At 60.0% G+C, this 14,013-nt stretch carries 10 protein-coding genes, 3 tRNA genes and 1 pseudogene; all 14 read right to left on the bottom strand.

The genetic code is table 11. The features are described from left to right. Positions 1-105: 105 nt before the first annotated feature. The 14 genes and pseudogenes from ACA055_RS09875 to accD all read right to left on the bottom strand — a co-directional run bounded on the left by ACA055_RS09875 (position 106) and on the right by accD (position 13,937). Positions 106-1,482, bottom strand: coding sequence for a diaminobutyrate--2-oxoglutarate transaminase (locus tag ACA055_RS09875; protein WP_497684382.1), 1,377 nt, complete (start codon positions 1,480-1,482; stop codon positions 106-108). 356 nt (positions 1,483-1,838) lie between these two features. Beyond that, positions 1,839-4,253: a TonB-dependent siderophore receptor gene (locus tag ACA055_RS09870; protein WP_497683441.1), complete on the bottom strand. Its 2,415-nt coding sequence runs from the start codon at positions 4,251-4,253 to the stop codon at positions 1,839-1,841. Positions 4,254-4,320: 67 nt separating this feature from the next. Further along, positions 4,321-5,271 (bottom strand): FecR domain-containing protein, encoded by a 951-nt coding sequence (locus tag ACA055_RS09865; RefSeq protein WP_497683440.1) that lies wholly within the window; start codon positions 5,269-5,271, stop codon positions 4,321-4,323. After that, a complete protein-coding gene (locus ACA055_RS09860; RefSeq protein WP_497683439.1) occupies positions 5,268-5,777 on the bottom strand; it encodes a sigma-70 family RNA polymerase sigma factor in 510 nt (169 codons plus the stop codon). The genes ACA055_RS09865 and ACA055_RS09860 overlap by 4 nt, the downstream gene beginning before the upstream one ends. 381 nt (positions 5,778-6,158) lie before the next feature. Next, a tRNA-Asp gene (locus ACA055_RS09855) sits at positions 6,159-6,235 on the bottom strand. A gap of 93 nt (positions 6,236-6,328) precedes the next feature. Continuing rightward, positions 6,329-6,405, bottom strand: a tRNA-Asp gene (locus ACA055_RS09850). Between the two features lie 55 nt (positions 6,406-6,460). After that, a tRNA-Val gene (locus ACA055_RS09845) sits at positions 6,461-6,536 on the bottom strand. Between the two features lie 280 nt (positions 6,537-6,816). Continuing rightward, a pseudogene (locus ACA055_RS09840) lies at positions 6,817-7,579 on the bottom strand (SDR family oxidoreductase). Further along, positions 7,576-8,787, bottom strand: a complete 1,212-nt coding sequence (locus ACA055_RS09835; RefSeq protein ID WP_497683438.1) for an O-succinylhomoserine sulfhydrylase — start codon at positions 8,785-8,787, stop codon at positions 7,576-7,578. Before ACA055_RS09835 ends, ACA055_RS09840 begins: the two are co-directional and overlap by 4 nt. 64 nt (positions 8,788-8,851) lie before the next feature. After that, positions 8,852-10,357, bottom strand: coding sequence for an amidophosphoribosyltransferase (purF, locus tag ACA055_RS09830; RefSeq protein ID WP_007935163.1), 1,506 nt, complete (start codon positions 10,355-10,357; stop codon positions 8,852-8,854). A 41-nt stretch (positions 10,358-10,398) separates the two neighbouring features. Continuing rightward, positions 10,399-10,959, bottom strand: coding sequence for a CvpA family protein (locus ACA055_RS09825; RefSeq protein WP_497683437.1), 561 nt, complete (start codon positions 10,957-10,959; stop codon positions 10,399-10,401). Positions 10,960-11,057: 98 nt separating this feature from the next. Next, entirely contained in the window at positions 11,058-11,729 is a 672-nt protein-coding gene (locus ACA055_RS09820; protein WP_497683436.1) for an SPOR domain-containing protein, read from the bottom strand. After that, positions 11,713-13,020, bottom strand: a complete 1,308-nt coding sequence (gene folC, locus ACA055_RS09815; protein ID WP_497683435.1) for a bifunctional tetrahydrofolate synthase/dihydrofolate synthase — start codon at positions 13,018-13,020, stop codon at positions 11,713-11,715. The genes ACA055_RS09820 and folC overlap by 17 nt, the downstream gene beginning before the upstream one ends. Then, complete coding sequence (gene accD / locus ACA055_RS09810) at positions 13,017-13,937, bottom strand: acetyl-CoA carboxylase, carboxyltransferase subunit beta (protein ID WP_497683434.1); 921 nt, start codon at positions 13,935-13,937, stop codon at positions 13,017-13,019. Before accD ends, folC begins: the two co-directional genes overlap by 4 nt. Positions 13,938-14,013 lie beyond the last annotated feature (76 nt).

Raw genomic sequence — 14,013 nt, 5'->3', positions numbered from 1 at the left:
CACTTCGCTGAACTTTTTAATAATCAGACGGCTATCAAAGTTACGTGCGCCAACGTCATCAAACCGAAACTCGGCGTGCTGTTAACACAACTTCGATTGACTCATTCAAGGGCGCAACTGCAATAAAGCTGCCGCCATGGCGTTATCAAGACGCTGGATCACTTGCTGGCATTGTTCATCATCGATAATCAAGGGCGGCAACAAGCGGATGACATTACCCTTGCGCCCGCCGCGCTCCAGCAACAGGCCTTGTTTGAAGCACTGTTGCTGGATGGCCGCGGCCAGTGCCGGGTCCATCGGGAAATGCCCGTGGCGATCAGCCGGCTGACGCTCGTCGACGATCTCGATACCCAGCATCAAACCGCGACCGCGCACTTGGCCAAGGGCCGGATAATGCGCCTGCAACTCGACCAGCCGGTCCTTGAGCCACTGGCCACGGCGCTCGGCCTGGGCGGCGAGGTTTTGCTGTTGCAGCACCTGCAACGTGGCCAGCCCGGTGGCCATGGCCATTTGGTTGCCGCGGAAGGTGCCGGCGTGGTTGCCGGGCTCCCAGGCGTCGAATTCACGACGGATGCCCAGCACCGCCATGGGCAAACCGCCACCGACCGCTTTGGACATGACGATCAGGTCCGGCTCGATGTCGGCGTGTTCGAAGGCAAACATCTTGCCGGTGCGGGCGAAACCGGCCTGCACCTCGTCGAGGATCAGCAAAATTCCGTGCTTACGCGTCACCTCGCGGATCGCCCGCAGCCAACTCGCCGGGGCGCAGTTGACTCCGCCCTCACCCTGCACCGCTTCTAGAATCACCGCCGCCGGCAGTGACACGCCGCTTTCGACGTCTTCGATGAACTGGGTGAAATAGTGGGTCAAGGCCTGAACCCCGGCCTCACCGCCAATGCCCAGCGGGCAACGGTATTCGTGGGGGTACGGCATGAACTGCACCCCCGGCATCAGGCTGGCGATGGCATTTTTCGGCCCGGTATTGCCGGTCAGGGCCAGGGCGCCGTGGGTCATGCCATGGTAGGCACCGGAAAAACTGATGATGTTGCTGCGCCCGGTGAAGGTCTTGGCCAGTTTCAGCGCCGCCTCCACCGCATCCGCCCCGGACGGCCCGCAAAATTGCAGGCAGTAATCACGGCCCTGGTTCGGCAACAGGCTGAGCAGGGTTTCGCTGAAGGCGTCCTTGACCGCGGTGGTCAGGTCCAGGGTATGCATCGGCAGGCCTGAGGCGAGGAAGCTGTCGAGGCTGGCCATGATGGCCGGGTGATTGTGCCCCAAGGCTAAAGTGCCGGCGCCGGCCAGACAGTCAAGGTAAGTATTGCCCTCGACGTCGGTGACCCAGACCCCATGCGCCTTGGCGATTGCCAGTGGCAACTTGCGTGGATAACTGCGCACATTGGATTCGAACTTGCTTTGTCGAGCCAGATAGTCGGCATTGGTTTTTTGCAAAGTGTTAGAGTGCAATACGCCATCATTCAACATCGGTTCACCCTCGTTAAATTCGATATGCAACTTATTCTCATTAACAAGCTGTTGCAACTATTTCTTTGGACTTATTTGGAAAATTGCATATAGCGATTTTAACTACTTTGAAAAAAACTCAGACACGCAAAAGACCAAGTTAATAAACCTGGTTCAAACTTCGGAAGTGCCATGATCTAGCCATGATCTTGTAATGCAACTGACAACTTCTATATAGATTACCGACGAACAGAAACTTATACGCAAGTGTCTTGATTCTTCATTAACTGATGGTGTGCATATGTCCTTCCTCTCTACGAATCAGGTCATGGCCCAAGAATGACGCCCCGATCCCTGGGGCGCGTGAAGCGGGTGAATCAGAAATCGACGGTGGCCGAAAGGAGGTAGGTGCGCGGGGTCGATAGCGTCAAGCCAGGCTCGCTGTCATCCGAGGCCCCGGCCGAACTCCAGTAGCGCTTGTCCGCCACGTTCTCGACATTGGCACGCACAGTGACGTTCGTTTCATCAACCTTGAACGCATAGCGTGCGCCGACGTCGAAACGCTCCCAGGAGTCGATTTCCTTGTTGTTGGACTGGTCCAGAAACTGTGAGCTTGAATAGATGCCACGGCTGGTCAGGGTCAGGCCCTGAACGGTCGGTACATCCCACTCGGCGCCCAGGTTGACGTTGTATTTCGGCGTGGCAGGCGCCCGGTTGCCGTCGAAGGTGCCATTGGTGGTGTCCTTCAACTCGCTGTCGATGTACATGACACCGCCGAGCAGGCGGAAACCGTCGAGCGGCTCACCGAACACACTCAGCTCCACACCCGTGTTTTCACGCTTGCCGTTCGGGCCGAAGACCCGCGTTGTGGCGTTGGTTTCATAAGCTGGTTGCTTGATCCGGAACACGGCGGCGGTCACCGCGAACTTACCGGCGTCATACTTGGCGCCGACCTCGACCTGGCGGCTGATGAACGGCGGGAATATCTCGTCCTCGTTCACCGAAGTCGACGGTGCGATCTTGCCCTGGCTCAGGCCTTCCATGTAGTTGGCATACAACGACAACTTATCGGATGCCTTGAACAGGATGCCGCCCGACGGCGAGACCTTTTCCTCATCGTAGGCAGTGTCGCCTTTGACGTTATCGGTCCAGTCATCAACCTTCACCCGCTGCCAGCGGGCACCGAGGGTCAGCAACAGCCGGTCATCGAAGAAGCCCAGCGTGTCAGACAACGCCACGCCACTGAAGCGGTTCTCGGTGTAGACCTTCGAATCCTGTCGGGTGGGTCTGACCGGCGTTGGGGTTTCCACGGGGTTATAGATGTTGCTGTTGGCCGCGCCATAACGGGCACCGCCGTTTTCAAAGTCCATGTAGAAATAGCTGGCAGCCAGGTTGATCTCATGGCTCACCGGGCCGGTATGGAACCAGTTGCGCACGCCCGCCGTGGCCGTCCGGACATTTTCGTCACGGGTAAAGTCACGCGGCTGAACGCTGAAATCGCCAGCGTCGTTGGTGACTGCAACGGCATGCCGGAGAAAGTCATGATTACTTTTGCGCGCGCCCACACCGCCGTACAACATGACGTTGTCGCTGACATCGAATTCGCCGTTCACCGTACCGAACGTGTCGTTCGTACTCGCCTGGCTCCAGGGCTGTGCATAGTTGCGGCGCACGTCGTTGGGATTCGGAACCTTCGCGTTGGCGTTGACTTGCACGCGTTCTTGCGGGGCGTCGGTATCGCGCTCGGTACGCCCGATGTCCGTCGAGAGTCGCAGGCGTTCACCACGGAAATCCAAACCCAGTACGGCCATCTCGCGGTCGACATTCTGGTGATCCCATTCGGTGTCGCCGGATTGCTTCACGCCGTTGAAACGAAGACCGAACTTGTTGTCTTCGCCGAAGCGCCGGCCAACATCCACGGCCCCTCCGACCTGACTGTCGGAAGCATACATACCGGTAAACGAAGTGATGGGCTTGTCGGTTGCACGTTTGGGCACCACGTTGATCCCGCCACCGACGCTGCCTCGCGGCGAGATGCCGTTGATGAGCTGGCTCGGGCCTTTGATGACGTCGACGCGGTCGGCCATCTCCATGTCGATCGTATAGGTCGGCAGGATGCCGTAGAGACCGTTGTAGGCGACATCACTGTTGAACAGACTCAACCCGCGAATGGTGAACTGCTCATAACGCCCACCCGCCGGGTTGGTGGCGCGAACCGAGGGATCGCTGGCGATCAGGTCGCCCAAGGTACGCGCCTGCTGGTTCTTGACCGCCTCGCTGGTGTAAGTGGTCATGCTGAACGGCGTTTCCATGAAGTCGCGCGAGCCCAGCAAGCCTTGCGAACCGCGGCGCGCGACCTGGCCGCCGGCATACACGTCGCCGCCGGTCGAATCAGAGGCACCGAGAATCGAGGTGGGGGCCAGTTGCAGGCTGCTGCCTTCTGGTGCTGGGGTCAGGATGTACGCCTGTTCGCCGACTGGCTGCAGTTGCAGTCCGGAACCCTGCAACAGCCGGGCAAAGCCCTCCTCGACCGCGAAGTCGCCGGAAAGCCCGGTACTGTTGCGACCGCTGACCAGCGCGGGGTCCACCGAAAGATTGACCCCGGCCAATCCGGCGAAGCGGGTCAATGCGGCGCTGAGGCTACCGGCGGGTACCTGGTAACTGCGCCGAGCACCGTCTTCGGCCGCGACAAACAATGGACAGGCACTCAGACTCAACAACAGGCTCAAGTGCAACAACGGGCGCAGCCTGGAAGAACCCAGACGCGTACTGCAGGGCATCACTACGGGCATTGAGAATCTCTCTGATTTCGTTTCACTTGCCTTGAATGACAAGCGATGCGAAAAAAGGGGACACGCCTTAAACAATATTTTTGCGCGGCAGCAGCGTAACCCAGTAGCGGGTTCGCATATGCACCTCCAGCGGTAGGCTGGCCGCCAGCAGCGCCAGGATGCGATCGGTGTCTTCCAGTCGGAAACTGCCCGTCACTCGCAGTGATTCGAGTTCCGGTTCCCAACGCAGCAAGCCCGGACGATAAGTGCTGAGTTCGCGCAGAAAATCGCCCAAGGGCTGGTTCTGCGCCATCAACACACCGTCACGCCAGCCTGGGGCAAGCACATCGAAGGGTTCGACGCTTCCGGCACCCATCGCCTGAAGGCTGACTTGCTGGCCGCCGCGCAAAGAAAAGGCAGCACCCTGCACAGGCTGCAACTGGACCGAACCCTTGAGCACCGACACCTTGCAGCCCGCCTGGCCCTGACGAACACACACCTCGGCCTGACTGACGATGACCTGCCCGAACCGGGTCTCTATCGTCAACGGAGAGACGCCGGGCACGTTCAAGGCTATTTCGCCTTCCACGAGCCGCAGATGCCGGCGCTTCAAGTCCACATCGACGGCCGTGGCCGTATTCAACTGCAGCGAACTGCCATCGGCCAGCCGGACTTTTTTGCTCTCGCCAGTAGCGGTACGCAAGTCTGCCCGCCAGACGTCCAAGGGTAGCTGCCGACTGATCAGCCAAGCGGCGGGCACCAGCGCCACCGCCCCTACGGCACGCTTGAGCACCGTGCGACGACTCGTCTGCGGTCGATCCAGGCTTGCCATGGCCAATGCCGACGGCAGATCCGCAAAACGTTGGCGCAAGAGTTGGGCTTTCTGCCAGGCCTGTTCATGACTGGGATGGCTGTCACGCCAGTGCTGCAGGTTGGCACGATCGCGTTCATTGGCGGCGCCTGATTCCATGAGCGCCAGCCATTGAGCGGCAGCCCGCACGACTTGTCGGGCTTCCGCCGAAGGTGGCGAACCGATCACAATTCCACCAGCAGACAATGTTCGTAGGCTTGAGCCATGTAACGCTTGATCGTGCGCTCGGAGACTTGCAGACGCTCGGCAATCTCGTGATAACCCAGGCCTTCCAACTGGCTCCAGAGAAATGCCCGTCGCACCGCGGTCGGCAATCCATCGAGCAATTCGTCCAGGGCTTGCAGGGTTTCCAGAAGCAACCACCGCTGCTCGGGCGACGGCACACAATCTTCCGGCAGCAGGGCCAGGGCATCGAGGTATGCCTGCTCCAGGCTGCGCCGCTTATAGAAGTTGGCCAAAAGTCGCTTGCCGACTGTCGCCAGATAGGCGCGAGGTTCCTGCAGGTCGGCAATTTGCTGCGAGCTGGCGAGAATCCGCACAAAGGTATCCTGACTCAAGTCCGCCGCATCACATCCATTACTCATGCGTCGTCTCAGCCAGCTTTCCAGCCAGCCACGATGGTCGCGGTACAAGTCGTGAAAGTTTTGCGCCGCCGGCATCGCTGCATCACTCATGTCAAGAAACCCTGCGCCAAGAAATATTTTAAATGCGACTCATTCTAATTAGTGTTGTGACGCCAAACCAAGCCCTTTGTGCGGTTTACATTCAGAAAAAAACTTTATTTCATGAATCAGAGACAAGCATATCGACTGCGCAGCCCCGGTTAAGAGGGCCTCAATGCTGTTGAGGGAGATGGTAAAAAAAGACAGGATTCGATGCGCACCCGCATGGGTCGCGGACAAGAAGACTTGAGGATGAGAGGAAAAGCCAAATCGCAGACACAAAAAACCCCGGTCTTTCGACCAGGGTCTTTGCTATCGACTCGAAGTAGACGCTGGATGTACCAGCAGCTTGCTTCGTAGCTCCAAGGCGTTCAGTGGGCCTTGAGGCAGATATGGCGCAGCGGACGGGACTCGAACCCGCGACCCCCGGCGTGACAGGCCGGTATTCTAACCGACTGAACTACCGCTGCGTATCGCTTTGGACTTGCGCCCAAGTAACTCGTCTGACTGAAAGGCTTCGAGGCTTTTCAATCTCGAACCAGGTGAACCTGACTCGGAAAATATGGCGCAGCGGACGGGACTCGAACCCGCGACCCCCGGCGTGACAGGCCGGTATTCTAACCGACTGAACTACCGCTGCGCGTCGGTGGAGGCTTTTAAAAGCTTCCATCTTGCTTTCGCAAGACTCTCGGAAGTGGTGGGTGATGACGGGATCGAACCGCCGACATTCTGCTTGTAAGGCAGACGCTCTCCCAGCTGAGCTAATCACCCGTTTGCATCTCCGAGGCCGCGAAATTTACGCAGGTGCCGAAGCTAAGTCAATAGCCTGCTTGAAGTTTTTCTGAAAAAGACCAAATCATGTGATTCCACGCAGTGTCGGCAACAGCTACCAGCACTCTTGTGCAGTCAGACCGCTTTCGCGAGCAAGCCCGCTCCCACAGTTGATTTTCGTCGTACACAAAACCGATGCCCGCTATAGAGCCCCTGTGGGAGCGGGCTTGCTCGCGAAGACGGCGGTACATTCAACATCAATACTGGGGCCGTGCTCGGACTACTCGCTGTAAATCATCTTCTTGGTCATGCCGCCATCGATCACGAACTCCTGCCCCGTGACGAATCCGGCGTTCTTCGACAGCAGCCAGGCCACCATCGCCGCCACGTCCTCGACCGTCCCTACCCTCCCCGCCGGATGCTGGGCATGGTCGGCATCGGTCAGCGGTTCGGCTCGCCGCACTGCCGGGTCTCGCGCATCGATCCAGCCGGGACTGACCGCATTGACGCGAATTTCCGGGCCAAGGCTGATGGCCAACGCGTGAGCCGCCCTTGCTCGCTGCATAAGCCTCCGTGTCGGGCTCCGACTGTCCGGCGCGGGTCGAGACCAGGTTGACGATCGCACCGCTGTGAGCACGCAGATACGGCGCACAGTGCTTGGCCAACAGCATCGGGCCACTGAGGTTCACCGCCAGCACCCGATTCCAGTACGCCAGGCCGAGGCTTTCCAGAGTGATGTTGTGCGGATCGGCCACCGCTGCGTTGCACACCAGCGCATCCAGACGTCCGAATTGCCCCAGCACCTCGGCGACACCCAGCGCCACCTGCCCTTCGTTCGCGACGTCCATGGCAATAAACCAGGCATTGTCGCCAAGCACCTTCGCCACTTTCGAACCGCGCACGCGGTCCAGGTCCGTCAGCACCACCTGCCAGCCTTCGCTGATCAGCCAGGCCGCGATCCCCAGACCGATGCCCCGAGCAGCACCGGTGACCAGTGCAACGCGGCCATTGGTGCCGGTGGTCGGCGTGGTCAACTCGATCACAAGGCAGCCAACCCGCGCGCCAGATCGGCTTGCAGGTCGGCCACGTCTTCCAGACCGACCGCAATGCGGATCAGGCTGTCACGAATGCCCGCAGCTTCACGCTCTTGCGGCGCCAGACGGCCGTGGGATGTAGTGCTCGGGTGGGTGATGGTGGTTTTGCTGTCACCCAGGTTGGCGGTGATGGAAATCAGACGGGTCGCATCGATAAAGCGCCAGGCGCCCTCTTTGCCGCCCTTGACCTCGAAACTGACGACCGCGCCGAATCCCTTCTGCTGACGAAGCGCCAGCTCGTGTTGCGGATGACTCTTGAGGCCGGCGTAATGGACTTTCTCGATGCCGTCCTGCAGCTCCAGCCACTCAGCCAGTTGCTGGGCGTTGGCGCAGTGAGCCTTCATGCGCAGGCTCAGGGTTTCCAGGCCCTTGAGGAAGATCCAGGCATTGAACGGGCTCAGGGTCGGCCCGGCCGTGCGCAGGAAACCGACCACTTCCTTCATCTGCTCGCTGCGGCCAGCCACGACACCGCCCATGCAACGGCCTTGGCCGTCGATGAACTTGGTCGCCGAATGAACGACGATGTCCGCGCCCATTTTCAGCGGCTGTTGCAACGCTGGCGTGCAGAAGCAGTTGTCGACCACCAGCATCGCGCCTTTGGCGTGAGCGATTTTCGACAGTTCGGCGATATCGACCAGTTCGGCCAACGGATTGGATGGCGACTCGACGAAGAGCAGCTTGGTGTTGGCCTTGATCGCCGCATCCCAGCCGGACAAGTCCGCCAGGGGCACGTAATCGACTTCGATCCCGAAGCGCTTGAAGTATTTTTCGAACAGGCTGATGGTCGAGCCGAATACGCTGCGCGACACCAGTACGTGATCGCCGGCGCTGCACAGACTCATCACCACCGCCATGATCGCCGCCATGCCAGTCGCCGTGGCGACAGCCTGCTCGGCGCTTTCCAGGGCGGCGATGCGCTCTTCGAACGCGCGAACGGTCGGGTTGGTGTAGCGCGAGTAAACGTTGCCCGGCACTTCCCCGGCAAAGCGTGCGGCCGCGTCGGCGGCGGTACGGAATACGTAGCTGGAAGTGAAGAACATCGGATCACCGTGTTCGCCTTCCGGCGTACGGTGCTGACCGGCGCGTACGGCCAGGGTATCGAACGCTACGCCTTCGAGGTCGCTGTCCAGCCGACCGGCATCCCAATCCTGACTCATGCTGTCACTCCTTGCCTTGCTCTTTTAGTAGATACAAAACCGGCCCCTCAGGGCCGGTAATTACTCAGTTGTTGTACAGATCGATGATCGCACTGACTGCCTGCGTCTTGACCTTGGAGGCATCGTTGCGTGCCTGCTCGATCTTGTTCAGGTAAGCCTCGTCGACGTCACCGGTCACGTACTGGCCGTCGAACACCGCGCAATCGAACTTGTCGATCTTGATCTTGCCGCCACCGACCGCTTCGATCAAGTCAGGCAGGTCCTGATAGATCAACCAGTCGGCACCGATCAGGTCGGCCACGTCCTGGGTCGAACGGTTGTGGGCGATCAGCTCGTGAGCGCTCGGCATGTCGATGCCGTAGACGTTCGGGTACCGCACAGCCGGTGCCGCGGAGCAGAAGTAAACGTTTTTGGCGCCGGCTTCGCGAGCCATCTGGATGATCTGCTTGCACGTCGTGCCGCGAACGATGGAGTCGTCCACCAGCATCACGTTCTTGCCGCGGAATTCCAGCTCGATGGCATTGAGCTTCTGGCGTACGGATTTTTTCCGTGCAGCCTGGCCCGGCATGATGAAGGTCCGGCCGATGTAGCGGTTCTTCACGAAGCCTTCGCGGAACTTGACGCCCAAGTGGTTCGCCAGCTCCAGGGCTGCGGTGCGGCTGGTGTCCGGAATCGGGATGACCACGTCGATGTCGTGATCCGGACGCTCGCGCAGGATCTTCTCGGCGAGTTTCTCACCCATGCGCAGACGGGCCTTGTAGACCGACACGCCGTCGATGATCGAGTCCGGACGCGCCAGGTAGACGTGTTCGAAGATGCACGGGGTCAGGGACGGGTTGGTCGCGCACTGACGGGTGTGCAGCTTGCCGTCTTCAGTGATATAGACCGCTTCGCCCGGTGCCAGGTCGCGAATCAGGGTGAAACCGAGCACGTCCAGGGAGACGCTTTCGGAAGCGATCATGTACTCGACGCCTTCGTCGGTGTGACGCTGACCGAAGACGATCGGGCGGATACCGTGCGGGTCGCGGAACCCGACGATGCCGTAACCAGTCACCATCGCCACGACTGCATAGCCGCCGACGCAACGGTTGTGCACGTCGGTGACGGCAGCGAACACGTCTTCTTCGGTAGGCTGCAACTTGCCGCGCTGAGCCAGCTCGTGTGCGAACACGTTGAGCAGCACTTCCGAATCGGAGTTAGTGTTGACGTGGCGCAGGTCAGATTCGTAAATCTCCTTGGCCAGCTGTTCAACGTTGGTCAGGTTACCGTTGTGCGCCAGGGTGATGCCGTAAGGCGAGTTGACGTAAAACGGTTGGGCTTCGGCCGAAGTCGAGCTGCCCGCGGTCGGGTAACGCACATGGCCAATGCCCATGTGCCCGACCAGGCGCTGCATGTGACGTTGGTGGAACACGTCACGTACCAGGCCATTGTCCTTGCGCAGGAATAACCGGCCATCATGGCTGGTCACGATACCGGCAGCGTCCTGGCCGCGGTGCTGGAGGACGGTTAGCGCGTCATACAGCGCCTGATTGACGTTCGACTTACCGACGATACCGACGATGCCACACATGCGACGCAACCCCTACTTAATGGATCTGAACTGAACACAACTCACTGAGGCGTTTTGGCCATCGGCAAGAGGTGTTCCTTGAACGGTATATCAGCGGGTACGCTGATTCCGCTGGCAAGCCACTGACTGCTCCACCCGAGGATCAGGTTTTTGGACCAGTCTGCGACCAATAGAAATTTTGGCACGAGCTGTGACTCTTGCCACCACCCGTCCTGCTGTACCGGCCCCAAGCTCAACAGCCCGACCGCCACGACCACCAGCAACACGCCACGCGCGGCGCCGAAGGCCATGCCGAGGAATCGATCGGTCCCGGACAGCCCGGTGACGCGAACCAACTCGCCGATAAGATAATTGATCATTGCGCCTACGATTAACGTGGCGACAAACATGATTGCACAGCCCGCGATCACGCGAGCCGATGGCGTTTCGATGTATCCGGTGAGGTACTCGGACAATGAACCACCGAACATCCAGGCGACGACTCCTGCGATGATCCAGGTCACCAGCGATAATGCTTCTTTGACGAAGCCGCGGCTCAGACTGATCAATGCGGAGATGGCGACGATTGCAACGATCGCCCAGTCAACCCAGGTAAATGGCACAGTGCAGCCTACAGACGGATAAGGCGGCGCATTTTAGCAGAGCCCATGCTTATCGGTAAGCTGCGATTGTCAGTGCATTTCAATCGGGTCGATAGTTTTTAACCGCGCTCAGGCTGGAAACGCACCACAAAACCCTTGAGGTTCTGCTGACGGTTCAACAAGTCACGCAGACGATCGGCTTCTGCACGCTCGATCAGCGGCCCGACGAATACGCGATTCTTGCCGTCGGCCGTCCGGATATAGGCGTTGTAGCCCTGACTGCGCAGGGTTTTTTGCAGGTTTTCCGCGCTTGCACGGTTCGACAGGCTCGCAAGTTGCACCGACCAACTGACCGACAAGCCGTTTGCATCGACGCGGCTTTGAGTCGTATCCGGCTTTCCTGGCGCGGCCGTGATGGGTTGGCTAGGCGCAGTCGTGGGCTTGTTGACCGGAGCCGGTGCCGGCGCAGGCGGCGGCGTGACCGGTTTGGCGACCGGAGCCGGGGCGACGGGCACACTCGGTGCAATCGGCGTCGACGAGGCCTCTTGCTGAGCGATTTCGTCATCGCTCGGCACCGGTTCCTGCGGCAAGGCTTGCGGCTCAGGCACCACCACAGGCTCGACCTGCACTTGCGGCATCGCAGGCGCTTGCGGTGCGGCCGGCGCTTCGACCGTCACTTGCCGCTGCTCATCCTGGCGGGAAAACAGCATGGGCAGGAAAATCACCGCCAGCGCCACCAGAACCAGGGCGCCGACCATACGCTGCTTGTATGCCTTATCCAGCAATGCCATTTGCCGCTTCCTCCGTGGAGCGCCGGGCCAGCCATTCAAGGGCCTCGGCGACACAATAAAATGATCCGAACAACAGAATCTCGTCGTCGCTCGTCGCCAGCGCGCACTGCCCTTCCAGGGCGGCGGCCACACTGTCATAGGACGTTACTGAAGCGCCAAGGTTCTGCAACGCCCCATGCAAATCGGCAACCGGCCGAGCACGCGGCGAATCCAGCGGCGCAACCGCCCATTGCTGGACACTAGCATTCAATTCGCCGACAACACCATCCAGATCCTTGTCCGCAAGCAATCCGAATACTGCCAGACGCTTGCCGGTCGGTGGTCGACTGGCCAGACGACGGGCCAGATACTCGGCCGCATGGGGGTTGTGCCCCACGTCCAGCAACAGGTTCAGATGCTTGCCCTGCCAGTCGAACTGGCGGCGATCAAGACGACCGACCACCCGCGTCGCCTGCAAAGCCTCGATAATCTGCGCATCCACCCAAGGCAACCCGAGCAACAGATACGCCTGCATCGCCAGCGCAGCGTTTTCCATCGGCAGATCGAGCAGCGGCAAGTCATGCAACTCGACTACATTGCCCTGCGCATCAAGACCGCGCCATTGCCAGTTGTGATCGGTGATACCGAGGTCAAAATCGCGCCCACGCAGGAAAAACGGGCAGCTGAGCTCGCGCGCTTTATCCAGCAGAGGTTGTGGAGGGTTCAGATCGCCACAGAGCGCAGGCGCGCCCTGGCGGAAAATACCGGCTTTTTCGAAGGCCACGGACTCGCGGGTATCACCCAGATAATCCGCATGATCGACGCCGATGCTGGTGACCAGCGCCATGTCGGCGTCCACCACGTTGACCGTGTCCAGGCGCCCGCCCAGGCCGACTTCCAGCACCACGGCATCGAGATTGGCCTGTTGAAACAGCCAGAACGCCGCCAGGGTGCCCATTTCGAAATAAGTCAGGGACGTTTCACCGCGACCCGCCTCGACTGCCGCGAAGGCTTCGCACAGTTCGGCGTCAGTGGCTTCGACGCCGTTGACTTGCACCCGCTCGTTGTAACGCAGCAGGTGCGGAGAATTGTAGACACCCACTTTCAGGCCTTGCGCCCGCAGCAACGAAGCCACGAACGCACAGGTAGAGCCCTTGCCGTTGGTGCCGGTGACCGTGATCACCCGAGGCGCCGGCTTGCCCAGTCCCATGCGGGACGCTACCTGTTGCGAGCGCTCCAGGCCCATATCGATGGCCGAAGGATGCAACTGCTCAAGGTAGGCGAGCCACTCGCCAAGGGTACGTTGGGTCATATGTTGGCAGGCACCGGCGGAACCACGATCGGCTCGATGGGTGCGGCGACGAATTTCGGCGTCGGCTTGCCGGTCAGTTGGGCCAGCAGGTTACCCAGACGCGGACGCAGTTCCTGACGGTGAATGATCATGTCGATTGCACCATGCTCCAGCAGGAATTCACTGCGCTGGAAGCCTTCCGGCAGTTTTTCGCGCACGGTTTGCTCGATCACGCGCGGACCGGCAAAGCCGATCAGGGCTTTCGGCTCACCGACAATCACGTCGCCGAGCATCGCCAGACTGGCGGAAACACCGCCGTAGACCGGGTCGGTCAGCACCGAGATGAACGGAATGCCTTCTTCACGCAGACGCGCCAGCACCGCAGAGGTCTTGGCCATTTGCATCAGCGAGATCAGCGCTTCCTGCATCCGCGCACCACCAGAGGCGGCGAAGCAGATCATCGGGCAACGATTTTCCAGCGCATAGTTGGCAGCGCGAACGAAACGCTCACCAACGATGGCACCCATCGAACCACCCATGAAGGAGAATTCGAAGGCCGAGACCACAACCGGCATGCCCAGCAAGGTGCCGCTCATGGAGATCAGTGCGTCTTTTTCGCCGGTCTGCTTTTGCGCAGCGGTCAGGCGATCCTTGTACTTCTTGCCGTCGCGGAATTTCAGACGGTCGACCGGCTCCAGGTCCGCGCCCAGTTCAGCACGGCCTTCGGCGTCGAGGAAGATGTCGATGCGCGCGCGTGCGCCGATACGCATGTGGTGATTGCACTTGGGGCAAACGTCCAGGGTCTTTTCCAGCTCCGGACGATACAACACAGCCTCGCAAGACGGGCATTTGTGCCAAAGACCTTCAGGCACCGAGCTCTTCTTGACCTCGGAACGCATGATCGAAGGGATCAGTTTGTCTACTAACCAGTTGCTCATGCTTTCTTTCTCCAGTACCGGCGGCCCGAACGCTCTGGTTCGCAGCCCCGCGTATGCCCTTGAGCTAAATTCATGT

The sequence above is a fragment of the Pseudomonas sp. LBUM1657 genome, from assembly GCF_059716075.1.
The sequence above is the reverse complement of the archived record's forward strand: the minus strand, read 5'-3'. Positions and strand labels throughout refer to the sequence as shown.